The 15,623-nt window shown below is 73.3% G+C and carries 14 protein-coding genes and 1 pseudogene; 6 read left to right on the forward strand and 9 right to left on the reverse strand.

Going from position 1 to position 15,623, the window contains the following annotated elements; all coding sequences use genetic code 11:
- Positions 1-87 precede the first annotated feature (87 nt).
- Positions 88-3,474, reverse strand: coding sequence for a DUF5107 domain-containing protein (locus KG102_RS00785; protein WP_208289709.1), 3,387 nt, complete (start codon positions 3,472-3,474; stop codon positions 88-90).
- A 68-nt stretch (positions 3,475-3,542) separates the two neighbouring features.
- Here KG102_RS00785 and KG102_RS00790 point away from each other — a divergent pair, with 68 nt between their 5' ends.
- Positions 3,543-4,436, forward strand: a complete 894-nt coding sequence (locus KG102_RS00790) for a helix-turn-helix transcriptional regulator (protein WP_208210373.1) — start codon at positions 3,543-3,545, stop codon at positions 4,434-4,436.
- A gap of 32 nt (positions 4,437-4,468) precedes the next feature.
- Here the strand turns inward: KG102_RS00790 and KG102_RS00795 are convergent, their stop codons facing one another.
- From KG102_RS00795 to KG102_RS00815, 5 genes are read right to left on the reverse strand one after another with little or no spacing between them, the layout of a single operon-like run.
- On the reverse strand, positions 4,469-5,308 hold the full coding sequence (locus tag KG102_RS00795; protein ID WP_208289708.1) for a class II fructose-bisphosphate aldolase: 840 nt from the start codon (positions 5,306-5,308) through the stop codon (positions 4,469-4,471).
- Positions 5,305-6,300, reverse strand: a complete 996-nt coding sequence (locus KG102_RS00800; protein ID WP_208289707.1) for a 1-phosphofructokinase family hexose kinase — start codon at positions 6,298-6,300, stop codon at positions 5,305-5,307. The genes KG102_RS00795 and KG102_RS00800 overlap by 4 nt, the downstream gene beginning before the upstream one ends.
- Positions 6,297-7,277, reverse strand: coding sequence for a DMT family transporter (locus KG102_RS00805; protein ID WP_208289706.1), 981 nt, complete (start codon positions 7,275-7,277; stop codon positions 6,297-6,299). The genes KG102_RS00800 and KG102_RS00805 overlap by 4 nt, the downstream gene beginning before the upstream one ends.
- Positions 7,274-8,260, reverse strand: a complete 987-nt coding sequence (locus tag KG102_RS00810) for an N-acetylglucosamine kinase (RefSeq protein ID WP_208289705.1) — start codon at positions 8,258-8,260, stop codon at positions 7,274-7,276. Before KG102_RS00810 ends, KG102_RS00805 begins: the two co-directional genes overlap by 4 nt.
- Before the next feature lies 1 nt (position 8,261).
- Positions 8,262-9,404 carry an SIS domain-containing protein gene (locus tag KG102_RS00815; protein WP_208289704.1) on the reverse strand — a complete coding sequence of 381 codons (1,143 nt, stop codon included), beginning with the start codon at positions 9,402-9,404 and terminating at the stop codon, positions 8,262-8,264.
- Positions 9,405-9,517: 113 nt separating this feature from the next.
- On the opposite strand from KG102_RS00815, the gene KG102_RS00820 reads away from it, so the two are divergent.
- Entirely contained in the window at positions 9,518-10,273 is a 756-nt protein-coding gene (locus tag KG102_RS00820) for a GntR family transcriptional regulator (RefSeq protein WP_208289703.1), read from the forward strand.
- A gap of 262 nt (positions 10,274-10,535) precedes the next feature.
- Positions 10,536-11,459: a pseudouridine synthase gene (locus KG102_RS00825; RefSeq protein WP_208289702.1), complete on the forward strand. Its 924-nt coding sequence runs from the start codon at positions 10,536-10,538 to the stop codon at positions 11,457-11,459.
- A 4-nt stretch (positions 11,460-11,463) separates the two neighbouring features.
- Here KG102_RS00825 and KG102_RS00830 read toward each other — a convergent pair whose 3' ends face one another.
- A complete protein-coding gene (locus KG102_RS00830) occupies positions 11,464-12,054 on the reverse strand; it encodes a hypothetical protein (protein WP_208289701.1) in 591 nt (196 codons plus the stop codon).
- A gap of 61 nt (positions 12,055-12,115) precedes the next feature.
- Entirely contained in the window at positions 12,116-13,456 is a 1,341-nt protein-coding gene (locus tag KG102_RS00835; protein ID WP_208289700.1) for an APC family permease, read from the reverse strand.
- Positions 13,457-13,584: 128 nt separating this feature from the next.
- On the opposite strand from KG102_RS00835, the gene KG102_RS00840 reads away from it, so the two are divergent.
- From KG102_RS00840 to KG102_RS00850, 3 genes and pseudogenes are all read left to right on the forward strand, one after another.
- On the forward strand, positions 13,585-13,914 hold the full coding sequence (locus KG102_RS00840; RefSeq protein WP_208210346.1) for a YtxH domain-containing protein: 330 nt from the start codon (positions 13,585-13,587) through the stop codon (positions 13,912-13,914).
- Complete coding sequence (locus KG102_RS00845) at positions 13,911-14,402, forward strand: DUF427 domain-containing protein (RefSeq protein ID WP_208289699.1); 492 nt, start codon at positions 13,911-13,913, stop codon at positions 14,400-14,402. Before KG102_RS00840 ends, KG102_RS00845 begins: the two co-directional genes overlap by 4 nt.
- Positions 14,403-14,650: 248 nt before the next feature.
- Positions 14,651-14,809: pseudogene (locus KG102_RS00850) on the forward strand (IS5/IS1182 family transposase); the annotation flags it as partial.
- A 24-nt stretch (positions 14,810-14,833) separates the two neighbouring features.
- Here the strand turns inward: KG102_RS00850 and KG102_RS00855 are convergent.
- The gene (locus KG102_RS00855; protein ID WP_208289698.1) at positions 14,834-15,550 is read right to left on the reverse strand and encodes an HAD family hydrolase; all 717 of its coding nucleotides are present in this window, start codon (positions 15,548-15,550) and stop codon (positions 14,834-14,836) included.
- Positions 15,551-15,623 lie beyond the last annotated feature (73 nt).

Genomic DNA, 15,623 nt, shown 5'->3' on the forward strand with positions numbered 1-15,623 from the left:
GGGTGTTCTTGCGGTTGCAGTCGTGACCGACCTAGGTGTGGCCCCGGTCGGCTGCTCGGTCCACTGCGCAGGACCAGCGGGTCGTCGTCATCGGGCGCGCTCGGCGTCGACGAGGGTGGCCAGCTCCCGGCGCAGGTCGAGCGCGCGCACGCGGCTGGGCTCGCGGTGCAGGACGTCGTCGAGGCACGCCCGCGCGTGGTCGAGGTCGCCGCGCAGCGCCGCGACCTGTGCCTCGAGGAGAGTCGCCGTCGTGGCCCGGGCCGCCTGCGGGTCGTCCTGGAACAGCAGGAGCGTCGGCAGCGAGGTGGCGAAGTAGTCCACCGTCGCGGGGGTCGAACGCAGCAGCGCCGCGTGCGTCGCCAGGCGGTCGACCAGGGCGTCGGCCCGCACCTCGTCGCCCAGGCGGCGGAGCGCCAGCACGGCGTAGTAGGTCAGCTCCGAGAGCTCGACCGGCGCCATGCTCTGGAAGTCGCCCGTGGAGCGGGCGGCGCGCGACCACGCGTCGCGCGCGCCCGCGTCGTCACCCGTGGCGGCGAGCGCGTCGCCGAGCACGATCAGCAGGTTCGCGTGGTTGGCCAGGGGGTGGCGGGCCTCGCCGAGGCTCGCGACCGGCTCCAGCGCGCTGCGCACGTGCGCGAGGGCCAGCTCCGGGTCCCCGTCCCGCAGCGCCTGGCGGGCCAGCGCCAGCAGCGCCTCGTCCCAGGCGGAGAGCACCTGGCCCTCGCCGCCCTCCCACGGCTGGAAGCGACGGCCGCGCAACAGCTCCAGCGCGACGGGCGCCGCCCCGGTGGCGGTGAGCAGCTGCGCGCGCTCGACGCTGAGGTCGTCCCGGGCGTCGACCGCAGCGCTCTCGCGCTCCAGCACCGCGAGCCGGTGCTCGGGCGCCTCACCCGAGCGCTTGGCCAGCTGATCGCGCTCGTAGACCAGGCGCGGGTCGCCGGGCGCGGCGGTCAGGGCCCGCTCGTACAGCGCGCGGGCGGCCGCGCGGTCCCCGAGCACGTTGACCGCGGCGACCGCGCGGTTGCGCCACACCACGGGGTCGGCCGGGTCGAGGTCGCTCGCGGTGGACCACGCGGCGATCGCATCGTGCGGCCGCTTCTGGAAGTAGAGCCAGTGACCGAGCAGTGCCCAGGCCCGGGCGTCCCCGGGGTGTCGCGCGACGTGCGCCTGGAGCATGTCGGCGTCGTCGAGGCGCGAGGCGAGGCAGTGCACCGCCGGTGCCGTGCGCGCCGACGCGCGGTGCTGCTCGGCGGCGGCACGCTCACCGACCCGCTCGAGGATCCGCGCGGCGTGCAGGTGCACGAGCGGTCGGACCTCCACCTGACCGGGCGTGGTGTCGAGCCCGGCGGCGGTCTCGAGCAGCCGGACGGCGTCCTGCCAGGCACCCAGCGAGTCGTACTCGAGCGCGACGTCGAGCAGCGTCGGGGCGTCGGTGGCGAGCGGACGCCCGGCCAGGTCGCGGATCCACACGTCCAGGGGGTCCTTGGCCAGCGACCGGGCGAGCGTGGCGTGGGCCTCGGCGGGCCTGCCCGTGCGACGCAGCAGGAACGCCAGGACCGCCGCGCTCTGCAGGTTGTCCTCGTCGTCACCGGCTGCCGCCCGGGCATGGTCGAGCGCCGAGCGGTCGTGACCGCGCGCGGCGTCGAGCCGGGCCATCGCGAGGTGCGCCGCGGCCCGCCACGCGTAGTTCCAGCGCGCCTTGCCCCACTGCTCGTAGGCCTCGTCGGGTCGGCCGGTGCGCGCCAGCACCTGGCCGAGCCGGAACGCGGCCTCGCCGTCGCCCGGGTTCGTGTTCAGGCGGGTCTGGCGCGCGAGTGCCGCGCGCAGGTGGTGCTCGGCTTGCGCGTACAGGCCGGCCCGGTACCGCCGGCCGGCCAGGGCCAGGTTCGAGCGGTAGTCGCCCTCGTCCCGCCGCAGCGCCTCCAGCCAGTACGGCTCCGGGGACCGCGTCGCGTGGCGGTACTGCTCCAGGTGCACGCCCACCAGGTAGAGCTCGTCGACCGACGGCACGTCCTGCGGCGCGGGCGGCTCCTGGGCGGGTTCGGGCGACTGCGGTGCCTCGTGGACGGCGCGCGGCTGCCACGCGATGACCTCGGCACCGTCGTGCTCGACGACGAGCGTCAGGTCCGTCGGCTGCCAGGCGCCGTCCAGGTGCGCGGTATGCACGATCGGACGATCCGGTCCGGAGTCGGCCACCGCCTGCCACACGGTGCTGCCGGCCGGGTCGACCAGCCGGACGACGACCGCCGTGCGGGGCCGGGTGAGCGCGGCCGCGACTCGCACGTCCGTCCCGCCCGCGGTCGGGGTCACGTCGAGGCGCACGGCCGCCTCGAGGTTGGCCTGGTGGACGGGGCCGGTGTCCTGGATCGGGTACCAGTACTGGCTGAAGGTCTTGGTCTCGCCCGGGGCCAGGAACGTGAAGTCCGGCTGGTTGTCGGTGAAGACCCCGGCCATCAGCTCGACGTAGGGGCCGTCTCCGTCGGTGAGGTTGGCGTCCCACGCCCGGCCGAAGTCGCCGTCGCCCCACGTCCACTGCTTCTTGCCCGGGGCGACCTGGTGGTCGGCCCAGTGCACGAACCCGGCGCGGCGGCCGTGGTCGTACCCGCCGAAGAAGTCGTCCTGGGTGCCGAGCGCCATGTACGACGTGGGCACCGGGATGTTGCGGTACCAGTCGATCCGGTCGCCGTCCGGGTGCTCGTCGTCCTTGCGGGCCTGGTAGTCGATCCCGTAGTACGGGCGGTCGGCCGCGGGGAACGCCGTCACCGCGCGCTTGGCGTGGTCGGCGACCGCGTGCACGTCGGTGGGGAAGAAGGACTGGTAGTCGTCGTTGACCGCCGCCGCGACGTTCGCCCACCACAGGAACGTCTGCACCTCGTCGGTGCGGTTGAACAGGCGCGCGCGCAGCTCGATGACCGAGGAGTCGGGACGCAGCCGGATGCCGTGCATGCCCTTCATGCGTGCGAACGGGTCGTGGTCCGAGCACCAGACCGTGACGGCGCCGTCGGCCTCGTGCTCGATCGTCGCCTCGACGGGCAGGAAGGTCGCCGGGCGGTGGTGCTGCGGCCAGTTGAACTCCACGCCGCCGCTGATCCACGGCCCGGCGAGCCCCACGAGCGCAGGCTTGATGACGTTGTTCCGGTAGAAGAAGTCGTACCCGTTGGTGGTGTCCAGGCCGACGTGGATGCGGCCGCCGAGCTCCGGCAGGATCATCAGCCGGAGGAACGGGTTCTCCAGGTGGATCGCATCCCAGGAGCGGGGTGCCTTGGTGGGGCTGATCCGCTCGTGGAACGGCAGCGGGTACACCTGCCCCGACGACCCCTGGTACACGCGGTTCTCCAGGAACGCCGGGTAGCGGTCCGCCGGGTCCGGCAGGTAGGTGTCGATCAGCACCGGCTCCCGCCAGGCGGCGACACCGGCGCCCACGAGGTCCGCCGGCACAGCGGGGAGGTCGAGGTGGGAGACGTCATCGGCCATGGGGGGACGCTACGGCGCGGCGCCGCGGGTGCAGAATGGCAGTTCTTCCGAGAAACATGGACGAATCAATGACCATCACACCCGAACGGCAGGCCCGCCGACGCGAGGGGTTCCCGGGGCAGCGCATGCGCGTGCTGCCCCGCCCGCTCGTCGCCACGGCGCTCGCGTCGCCCGTGCTCTCGCAGCTGCTCGTCACCGACGTCGGCTACTTCCCGCGTGCCTCCAGCCACGGTCGGGCCCGCGCGCACGGGGCCGCGCAGCACGTCGTGATCGTGTGCGCGGCCGGCCGGGGGACGTGCACCCTCCCGTCGGGCGTGCACCAGGTCGGGGCCGGTCAGGCGGTCGCGCTGCCCGCCGGGCTGCCGCACCGGTACGAGGCCGACGCGGCCGAGCCCTGGACGATCTGGTGGATGCACCTCGTCGGCCACCAGGTCCCGGCGCTCCTGGAGGCCGTCGGCGCCACCGCGGACCAGCCCGTCGTCGGCGTCGGCGACCCCGCACGGGTGGTGTCCCTGATCGACACCGTCATCCGGCGCATGGAGCGGGACGAGACCATGGCCACGCTCCTGGCGTCGTCAGGTGCCGCGTGGCACGCCCTGGCACTCCTGGCAGCCGACCGACGCACGATCAGCCGGGAGCAGGCCGACCCCATCGAGGCGACGATCGAGCACCTGCGCGCCAACGTCTCGACGCGGATCTCGCTGGTCGACCTGGCCGGCATGGCGGGACTGAGCGTCTCGCACTACTCGGCGCTGTTCCGCCGCGCGACGGGGTACGGGGCGCTGGAGTACCAGACCCGCCTGCGCATGGGTGCGGCGCGCGAGCTCCTCGACACCACCGACGGCCCGGTCGCGGGCGTCGCCGCCCGGGTCGGGTACGCCGACGCCCTGTACTTCTCGCGCCAGTTCCGCCGCATCCACGGCATCAGCCCGACCGAGTACCGCTCCCACGACAAGGGCTGAGGGGTCGAGAGAGCGGCAGGTCAGGCGGCCGGTCAGGCGCCCGCGGGCCCGAGCAGGCGCAGGAGCCGGGCCACCTCGGCACGCACCGCGTCGCGTCCGGGCGTCAGGTACGTGCGCGGGTCGGTCACGTCGGGCCGCTCCGCCAGGACGCGCCGTACCTGCTCGGTCAGCACGACGTTGAGCCGCGTGCCCACGTTGACCTTGGTGATGCCGTGGCGCACCGCCGACACCAGGCCGTCGTCGGGCACACCGCTGGAGCCGTGCAGCACCAGCGGGACGTCGACGGCGTCGCGGATCCGCGCGATGAGCCCGTCGTCCAGGACGGCCTCGCGGCTGGACATGGCGTGCGAGGAGCCGACGGCGATCGCGAGCGCGTCCACGCCGGTGGCGGCGACGAAGGCGGCCGCCTCGGCCGGATCGGTCCGGACGCCGGGCGCGTGCGCACCGTCCTTGCCCCCGACCTCGCCGAGCTCGGCCTCGACCCAGCAGCCGACCGCGTGGCAGCGCGCCACGACCTCGGCGGTCCGGCGCACGTTCTCCGGGTAGCTGGCCCGGGACGCGTCGAACATGACGGAGCGGATGCCGAGGGCCAGCGCCTCGTCGACCAGCGCCTCGTCCTCCGCGTGGTCGAGGTGCACGGTGACCGGGACGGAGGCCGCCTCGGCGATGGCGAGCGCCCCGCGCGCGATCGGGGTGAGCGCGCCGTGGTAGCTCGCCGCGTTCTGCGAGAGCTGGAGCACGACGGGGAGCCCGGCGTCCTCGGCGCCGGCGACGATGGCCTCGGCGTGCTCGAGCAGGATCGCGTTGAACGCGCCGACCGCGGTGGCGTCGGCGCGGCAGGTGCGGGCGATGCCCGCCATGTCGGTGTTCATGCTCGGTTCCTTGCCTGGTGGAGGGGGTGGATCTGCACGTCGGACAACCACGCCGCGCGAGCGTCGGCGTCGATCTCGCCCGCGACCGGACGCAGGACGCACGCCGCGGAGGTCGCGACCATGTCGACGAGCGCGTCGGGCCAGCCGACGTCCGCCGCGTCGCCCGCGGCGGCCAGGTGGACGAGCAGCGCGGCGACGGCCGCGTCCCCGGCACCGGTGGCGTTGCCGGCGACCGGCGTCGGCAGACGCGCCGCCCAGCCACCGTCGGGCGTCACGCACACGATCCCGTCGGGACCCGACGTCACCGCCACGGCCGGGGCACCGTGGGCGACTAGCTCGGCCGCGGCGGCCACGACGTCGTCCTGGTCGTGCAGGGTGCGGCCGACGAGCTCGGCGAGCTCGGCCCGGTTCGGCGTGAGGAGCGCGCCGGAGCGGGCGACCGCGGCCAGGGGGGCGCCGGAGGTGTCCACGACGACCGGGACCCCGGACCGGCGGCACGTCTCGACGATCCTGGGCAGGACGTCGGCCGGGCAGCCGGGTGGCAGCGAGCCGCTCACCGCGAGGGCACGCACGCCCTCCGCGAGCACCTGCCGGACGGCGTCGAGCACCCGCTCGGTGAGGTGCTCGGGGTCGCGGACGTCGTGCCCCGCTTCCTGCAGGCTCGTGGTCGTGCCGTCGTCGGCGACGACGGCCACCGTGCGACGCACGTCGGTCAGCGCGTCGATGGCCAGCGTCCGCAGCCCGAGGGAGTCGAGCCCGTCGAGCAGCTCGTTGCCCGCGCGCCCACCGGTGAGCACCACGGCCCACGTGGTGGCGCCCAGCGTCTCCGCGACGGCGGCGGCGTTCACGCCCTTGCCGCCCGCGCGGGTCGTCACCTGCCGCACCCGCACGACGTCGTCCACCACGAGGGCGGGCACCTGGTACGTCACGTCGAGGGCCGGGTTGAGGGTGACGGTGGCGACCCGCACGGTGCCGTCGCGGAGCGCGCTCATCGGGCCTCGGACCTGCCGTCGGCGGGCTGAGCCGCCTTGCCGCCGTCCGTGACCGCACCGGCTGCCAGCTCCTCGCCGCGCTTCTCGTCGGCGTAGACCATCACGGTCGAGCCGGCCAGGGCGAGGACGATGCCGATCGTCTGGAACATGGACGGCAGGGTCCGGTAGATGATGAGCGACAGGATGATCGTGAGCACCGGCGCCAGGGCGTTGGTGACGGGCGCGACGATCGACGCCTTCCCGCGGCTGAACGCCATGACGAGGAAGAGCGCACCGGCGGCGTTGAGCACCTGGGTGGCCGCGGTCAGCGCGGGTGCCTGCCACGGGAACCCGCCGGGCAGCCCACCCATCATGATCAGCGCGACGGGGACCAGGGCGAGTCCGCTGATCGTCATCCAGGCGAACGTCGTGGCGTCGTTGACCCCGACGGTGGCGGCCTTGCGCATGAAGTAGGCCTGGACGCCCCACGCGACGCAGATCAGCACGGCCAGGAGCAGGTACGGGCCGGCGGTGAGGTCGGAGTCGCCCGAGGAGATGGAGAAGGCGACGATCGCGACGAGCGCCATCGCGACGCCGAGCGCGGTGAGCTTGTTGATCCGCTCGCGCAGGATGAGCATGGCCATCACGACCGTGATCGCGGGGGACAGGGCGATGATCGGGAAGATGATGTAGGCCGGGCCCATGGTGAGCGCCTTGAACAGCAGGAGCTGTCCGCCGGCGCCGGTGAGGCCGACGAGCAGGCCGTACTTCATCGCGACGCCGCGCCGGTCGAAGGTCCGTCCGCGCATCGAGAAGTACGCGGGGATGAGCATGGTGAAGGCCCAGACGATGTAGACCATCTCGTCGGGGTAGCCGTACCGCTCGGTCGGCTGGCTGGAGAAGGCTCCCCAGACGCCCCAGAACAGGACGAGCAGGGCGGCGTAGGGGATCCAGCTGGTGCCGCGGCGGGCCCCGGCGACGTTGCCGATGGAGCTCATGAGGGAGTGCCTTCCTGGGTGGGGGTGGGGGACTGCAGACGGTGGAGCTGCTCGGTGTCGAACCGGTGCCCCGCGAGGCGCGCGGCGTAGACGGCGGCACCGACGTGCGGGGGGAGCAGGGGCAGCCGCAGCTCGTAGGCGCGGGCCGAGCCCCGGACGGAGGCGGTGAAGGACTCCAGGACCAGGGGCGCGGTGAACATGCCGCCGGAGTAGGAGACCGGGACCGTGTCCTGGGCGTCGTAGCCGAGGGCGTCGGCGACGACGTCGACCAGCAGGCCCAGCTCGCGCCCGGCGGCCCGCAGGATGGACGTCGCCACTGCGTCGCCGTCCTGGGCGGCACGCGCCACCGCGTGGCTGAGGGAGGCGAGCTTGGCGCGGTCCCCGTGCCAGCGGTTCAGGGCGATGTCGACCACGTCGAGGTCGGCCGCGAGGTCGAGGGCCTGGCGGACGGCGTCGAGGAGCGGGCCCGCGGGCAGCCGGCCGTCGCTCATCCGCGTGAAGGCGTTCAGCCCCTGGATCGCGACCCAGTACCCGGACCCCTCGTCCCCGAAGAGCTCCCCCCACCCGCCGGCGCGCCAGCTGGTACCGCCCCGCTCGCCGTAGGCGATGGACCCCGTGCCGGAGACGACGTTGATCCCGTCGGCGCCGCCGAGCGAGCCGGCCCAGCCGCACACCATGTCGTTGCCGCAGGCGTGCAGCCCGGGCCCGAGCACGCGTCCGGCGATCTCGTCCAGGGTGGGCAGGTCGGCGCTGACCTCGCCGTAGCAGGGGACGCCGACGAAGGACGAGGTCAGGTGGTCCGGCGTGGTCCCGGCCGCGTCGCAGACCTCCGCGACACCCGCCCGCAGCACCCGCTCGACGAGCTCGATGCCCTCGGCGAAGTAGTACAGGCTCGGCTGAAGGCTCTCTGCGACGACCGCGCCGTCCTCATCCAGCAGGCAGAAGGCGGTCTTGGTGCCGCCGCCGTCGACGCCGAGGTACACGTCACTGTCCCTTCGGGCCGGTGTACGGGTGGATGACGACGCCCTGCACCACGCGGTTGACCTCGCCGCCGGGGAAGGGGTTGTCGGGGGTCAGCCCCTCGGCCAGCGATGCCGCCAGCGCGAGGACCTGGGCGAAGAGGACCGCCGGCAGCGCCCACTCGGCGTCGGGGAGCCCGGCGACCCCGGGGACCGACCACGTGGTGGCCGGCACGTCGGCGTCCCCGGTCGCGTCGACCACGACGACGCGCTCGGCGCCGAGGGTCGTCGAGAGCTCCCGGGCGAGGTCCACGTCGTACTGCCGCGTGTACGGGTCGTTCGACAGGTACACCACGGCCACGGTGGTCCCGTCCAGCGCGGACTTGGGTCCGTGCCGGAAGGCCATCGGGGTGTCCGCGAGGGCGAGCACGCGGCCGGCCGTGAGCTCCAGGCACTTGAGCGCGGACTCGTGGGCGAGACCCTTGAGCGCGCCCGAGCCCAGGTGCACGAGCCGGCGAGGGCGCAGCGCGAGGACCGCGGCGGCGGCCTCCTCGGCGACCGCGCGCACCGCCTCTGCGGCGGTCGCGAGGGCAGCGACGTCCGTGCCCGAGCCGAACGCCAGCAGGGTGGCCAGCGCCATCCCGGTGAACGACGAGGTCATCGCGAACCCCGCGTCGTTCGACGCCTCCGGGAGCGTCAGCACGTAGGCGTCAGCGCGGTCGGCGCAGCGCTGCCCCAGCGCGCCGGCGGCGTTGCAGGTGATGACGAGGTGCCGGGTCCCGGGGATCACCTGGTCGGCCAGCTCGACGGCGGCCACCGACTCCGGGCTGTCACCGCTGCGGGCGAAGGACACCAGCAGGACGGGCCGGTCGGCGGGGAGCGCGGTGGCCGGGGACGCCACGACGTCCGTCGTGGGCACGGCGGTGGCCGTGCGTCCCGTGTGCCGGGCCACCTCGGAGGCGACGAGCTCGCCGATGTACGAGGACGTCCCGGCACCCGTCAGCACGATCTCGGTGCGGGGGTCGGTGAGCGCGTCGGTGACGAAGCGGTCCAGTGCGTCGCGCTGGCCGGCGACGAGCGCCGCCACCTCCCGCCAGACGTCAGGCTGCTGCGCGATCTCCGCGCCCGTGCGGCACGAGTCGAGCACTGCACCGGTGTGCGTCGTCATGGGTGTCTCCTTTGAATCCGTGATCACCGGACGGTAGAACGCTAATACTGGACTGTCAACAGTATGCAACTGGTATTCAACTGGACGACCTGGAAACTGGTATGGTCCCGGTCATGGAAGCGGGCGAGGTCGGGCTGTTCGGGGCGGACGGGCGGCCACTGTACGAACGGGTGGCCGACGAGATCCGGGCCGAGCTCGCGCGGGACGCCGGGACCGGGACCCGCCTGCCCTCGGAGCGGCGGCTCGTCGAGCGCTTCGGCGTCTCCCGCGTCACCGTGCGCGCCGCGCTGAACGAGCTCAAGGCCCAGGGCGTCCTCGTCTCGTTGCCCGCGCGGGGGTGGGCCGTCGCGCCGACGACGCTCGAGGGTGCGGGCCGGTTGGGTCGGGACCACGTCCAGGGCTTCGCCGACCTCGCCGCGTCGCGTGGGCTGCGGATGCGCAGCCGCGTGCTGGAGTCGACCACCCGACCGGCGACCGTCAGGGAGGCCGAGGCGCTGCGCACCGCTCCCGGGGCGACGCTCTTCGAGATGCGCCGGGTCCGGTACCTGAACGACCTCGCGGTCGCCGTCGAGCACAACCGTCTGCCGCTGACCATCGCACCGGGCCTGCCCGAGGCGGACTTCGCCGAGACCTCCCTGTACGCGCTGCTGCGCGTGGCGGACCCGCCGCAGGTCCCGCGCTACGCCGACTACTCCGTCGAGGCGCGCAACGCCACGGCCGAGGAGCGCGAGCTGCTCGAGATCGACGGTCCGGTCCCGATCCTGTCCGCCATGCAGCTGACCTTCAACCAGGACAACGAGCCGATCGAGCTCACCGTCCAGGCGTACCGGGGAGACCGGTACACGTTCCACGCGTCCATCACGGACTGAGCCCGGCCGGGCGTCAGGTCCAGGCGGTCCAGTCCGCCTTGGCGATCATGCAGTGCCCGCCCTTGATCGCGTCCACCACCTGGCTGACCTCGAAGTCGCCCGCCGCCGACAGGTACGCGAGTGCGACCGAGCCAGGGACGCCGGGCCATCGAGGAGCACGACGCCGCCGCGGCGCACGCCGCGATGACCGAGCACCTCACGGCGGTACGGGGCCTGATCGCCAAGGAGACCCACTGACCGCTCGCTCTCGTACGATCGGCACGTGCCCCCCAGATCGCCGTTGCCGGCCCGGCACGGCCTGAGCGCCGCCTGGCTGCGCACCCCCGACTCCGACCGCTCGCGTGCGGACGCGTGGTCGACGATGGGCGACTGGCTGCGGCACCGCCTGCCCGAGCACGTCGACGTCGCCCAGATGCTGGCGGCGCGGCGCTTCGTCGACGAGGGCGGCCGCGCGGTGCGCGCGGAGGACCCCTACGCGCCGCACCGCTTCGTCTGGTTCCACCGCGACCTGCGCGACGAGCCCGTGGTGACCGCGCCGATCCGCGTGCTGCACCGCGACGACCGGCTCGTGGTCGTCGACAAGCCCGCGTTCCTCTCCTCGATCCCGCGCGGCCGGCACGTGCTGCAGAGCGTCGTCGTCCGGCTGCGCGACGAGCTCGGCCTGCCGGAGCTCTCGCCGCTGCACCGCCTGGACCGGGTCACGTCCGGGCTGCTGATGCTGGCGACCGAGCAGCGGTGGCGCGGGCCGTACCAGACGCTCTTCGAGCACCGTGCGGTGGACAAGACCTACTGGGCGCTGGCGCCCCTGCGCGAGGATCTCGAGCTGCCGGTGGTGGTCCGCAACCACATCCGCAAGGAGCGCGGCTCGTGGCAGGCCGAGGTGGTGCCGGGCGCCGCGGTCAACGCCGAGACGCGCATCGAGCTGGAGTCGCAGGTGGACGGTCGGGGGGTCTACCGCCTGACCCCGCGCACGGGCCGGACCCATCAGCTGCGGGTCCACCTGCACGGGCTGGGCATCCCGATCGTCGACGACCCGCTGTACCCGGTGGTGCGCGACGTCGAGGTCGACGACTTCAGCCGCCCGCTGCAGCTGCTCGCGGGCGAGGTCGCGTTCACCGACCCGGTCGACGGCAGCGCGCGGCGGTTCCGGAGCGCGCGACGCCTCCCGCTCGTCGCGGGCGACTGAGCCCCTACTCGTCCCAGGTCACGGAGGCGAGCATCGCCTCGACGTCGGCCCAGCGGCTCGCGTCGTCCGTCGGGTGCAGGTAGCCGAACGCGTACGTGTACCCGCCATGGTCGACCAGCCAGTCGGTGAGCCGGGGCGGTTCCGCCGGCCCGAAGGCGCGGTCCACCCGGACGAGCTCGCCGGCCGGGGCGTGCACGAGGGTCGCGTCCCGGCTGTACATCTCGACGCCCTCGACCGAGTCGTCCAGCCCGAGCTGGTCCTCGACCGACGCCCGCGCCCCGCCGGTCTGCGCGACCGGCCCGAGGCACACCCACAGGGCATGGTGCGCGCCACCGAGGAGCACGGTGTAGGACCCCGAGCCGGGGACGTTGCGGCTGTCCTCCGGCACCGGGGACATGAGCGAGAAGCCGGGGCAGTCGGCGGGGGTCACGTGCAGCGCGTGCGGCAGGGCCGCCGGCGCCGCCGTGAGGGTCTCGACCGGCCACATCGCGGGGTCGGCCCCCGGCGCAGCGGTGGGCCGCAGCGCGTAGGCCGTGGCACCCGCGACGACGGTCAGCGACACGGCGGCGACGCCGACGAGGGTTCGGGTGCGCACGGGCAGGGACGATAGCCGCGCCCGTCACCCCGACGGGCGGGCTCGCGCCAGGCTCACCCGTTCAGCGGGTCCGCCTGACGATCAGCCGGTTGACCACGTACAGCACCACGCCGATGGCCAGCAGCAACCCGGCGCGCAGGTAGACGTCGACGTCACGGCCCGTGACGGGCGACGCCAGCAGCAGCGACACGACGGCGCCGACCACGGGGACCCACGTGGGGGCTCGGAACGAGGGACCGTCGTCGCCCTTCGCGTGCTCGTCGTCGGGCACCTTACGCAGCCTGAGCACGGACACGTTGACGACCGCGAACACCAGCAGGAGGAGCAGGACCGTGGTGTCGGCCAGGCCGGCCAGGTCGCCGGTGCTCACCAGCGTGAGCGCGATGAGCACGGTGAACGCGATGGCGACGTACGGGGTCTGCCGCGACTGGTGCACCCGCCCGAGGATCTTGGGCACGATGCCCTCGTTGGACATCCCGTAGACCAGCCGCGACGCCATGATCATGTTGATCAGCGCGGTGTTGGTGACCGCGAGCAGTGCGATCACCGCGAACAGCCCCGGCGGGAACGTCAGGCCCGCCACCTTCACCACCTCGAGCAGGGGACCGGTGGACTCCGCGAGCGTCGCCGTGTCGACCAGCATCGACGACGTGAACGCGACGCCGAGGTAGATGAGCCCGGCGATGGCAAGGCCACCGAACAGCGCGCGGGGGAAGTCCCGTCGAGGCTTCTGCGCCTCCTCCGCGAGGTTGACCGAGTCCTCGAAGCCGAGGAGCGCGTAGAACGCGAGCGCGGTCGCGCCCAGGACGGCGATCAGCGGCGTCCCCTCGGTCTCCAGCTCGAGTGCGCGGGCGGGCTGGCCGTCGCCGGTGATCAGGGCCCAGGCACCGATCGCCAGGATCACCAGCAGGCCGGTCGCCTCGACGACGGTGAGCACCACGTTGACCCGCACCGACTCGGAGATGCCGATGAAGTTGACCACCGTGATGGCCAGCAGGAAGAACCACGCGGCGGCCAGGGTGGGGACCGTGAAGAACTCCGCGAGGTAGTCCCCGCCGAACGCGCGGGCCGCGGCGGACGCGCTGGTGATGCCGGACATCATCACCGCGAACGCGACCATGAACGTCAGGAACGGCCGCTTGAAGGCGCGGTTGGCGTACAGCGCGGCGCCTGCGGCCTTGGGGAACCTGCCGACGAGCTCCGCGTACGACGCCGCCGTGAGCGCCGCCAGGGCGAACGCGCACAGGAACGGCAGCCAGATCGCGCCACCCACCTGCGCGGCGACCTTGCCGGTCAGCGCGTAGATCCCGGCGCCCAGGATGTCCCCGACGACGAACAGCAGGAGCACCTTGCGCCCGATGGTCCGCTTCAAGGGCGTGGTCATCACCGTCTGCTCGCTCATCGTCGCCTCCGACTCGCAGGACCCGCGTTGCCTCAGTGTTCTGCGCACCGCGCTCCACCGCGCGTCGAGCCGCAACCCTGCCTAGGCTCGGACCTTCGAAGCCTGAGTCGAGTTCGGGAGGACTACGCATGATCAAGCGAGCCGTGTTCGTGGCGGGTGTCTCGGCGGGGTACCTGTTCGGAACTCCGGCCGGGCGTCGGCAGCTGGAGAAGGTCAAGGCCTGGGCCGGGGACGTGTGGCGCGACCCGCGCGTGCAGGAGTACGTCCAGGAGTACGAGAGCCAGGCGGCCGCGTTCGCCAAGAAGCAGGGCGCCGCGGTGTGGGAGAAGGCCGTCGACACCGCCAAGAGCGCGGTGTCGTCCTCGTCGTCGTCGACGACGACCAAGTACGCGGACGCGTCGCCCACGGTCGTGGAGCCGCTCCTGGACGCGGACGACGCCAACCCCGGACAACGGTGAGCCGTAGCCCCCTCCCCGCGGCGCCCGACCGGGAGTCGGTCTGGGACTACCCGCGCCCACCGCGCGTGGAAGCGACCTCCGAGCTGATCGTCGTGACGCTCGGTGGGCTCCTCGTGACCTCGACCACGGACGCCGTCCGCGTGCTCGAGACCAGCCACCCGCCCGTGTACTACCTGCCGCTCGACGCGTTCGCTCCGGGCATGGTGGAACCGGCGGACGGCTCGGCGGTGTGCGAGTACAAGGGCGTCGCCGACCACGTGTCGCTGCGGGTCGGCGACCGCCTGCTGGAACGGGTGGGCTGGACCTACCCCACGCCGCTGCCGGGGTACGAGGTCCTCGCCGGACGCGTCGCGCTCTACGCGGGCGAGCTCACGTGCACGGTCGACCGCGAGCCCGTCGTCCCGCAGGCCGGTGGGTACTACGGCGGGTGGATCACGCCGCGCGTGATCGGACCGTTCAAGGGCGAGCCGGGCACCGCCGGCTGGTGAGCTAGGTCGTGTCTGACAGGGGATCGCGTGATCGGTGATTCTGGTCGGGTGTCGCGATTCCAGGTCCTCTCGGATGCCCAGTGGTCGATGATCGAGGAGTTGCTGCCGCGACCGACGGGTCGTCGGGGTGGGCCATTCTCGGATCCCCGACGGGCACGGGCTGCCGTTGGGCGTGCTGCTCACGCCCGGGCAAGCCGGCGACTCCCCGACGTTCCTGCCCCTGATGGCCCGTCTCCTGCGACGCCGACGACTACCGCGGCCGCAACGTCATCGAGCGCCGCTTCTGCCACCTCAAGCAGTGGCGAGGGCTCGCGACACGCTACGACAAGCACGCGATCACCTACCGCGCCGCCGTCGTCCTGCACGCCGTCATCCCCTGGGCACGACACTTATCGGAAAGACCCTAGGTCGCTCAGGCCCGCCACTGCCACTCAGTCAAGGCCGAGCAGTCCGTACAGCTCCCGCAGGTCGTTCACGACGGTCTCGGGGCGCTCGGCCGGCAGCTCCGCCGCGGTGCCACGGTCGATCCAGACCGGGCGCATTCCGGCCCCGCGTGCGCCGCCGACGTCGGCGACGAGGTCGTCGCCAACGTGCAGAGTCTCGGACGCCGTCGCCCCCAGTCCGGAGAGCGCCAGCGCGAAGATCGCGGGATCGGGCTTGTGCACGCCGTGCTCTCCCGACACGATCACGACGTCGAAGGCGTCCTCGATCCCCGTCGCCCGCAGCTTGGCGCGTTGCAGCCCGCTCGGGCCGTTGGTGATGAGGGCGGTCGGGACACCCCGCTCGCTGAGCCTTCGGAGCACCTCTGCGGATTCGTCGTACAGGCGCAACGCCGTGCTCTCGGTCGTAGTGTGCAAAGCGTGCGCCTCCGCGGCAGCGGCGGCATCCGTCACCCCCACCGTGGCCAGCGCACGCCGCCAGACTTCCGTCGGCAGAGACTCGGGATCGATCTGTCCCCGCAACCAGGAGTCGCCGACCTCGGTCCAGTACTCCCACCAGGCGGTCTCGTTCGCGGCGGCAAGCGCTTCGGCGTCGACCCCGAAGCGTTCGGCCAGGCGCTCGGACACCGCCCGCACGACGCCGTCGACATGGTCGTCGCGCAGCAGCGTGCCGTCGAGATCGAGGCAGACCCACCTCGCCGGACTCATGCGCTCTGCTCCACGGTGACTGGTGTGCGGAAGGTGTGCGGGCGCATGGGGTCACGGTAGCCGGGGACGGGGC

The sequence above is a fragment of the Cellulomonas fengjieae genome (genome assembly GCF_018388465.1).
Classification (GTDB): Bacteria; Actinomycetota; Actinomycetes; order Actinomycetales; family Cellulomonadaceae; genus Cellulomonas; species Cellulomonas fengjieae.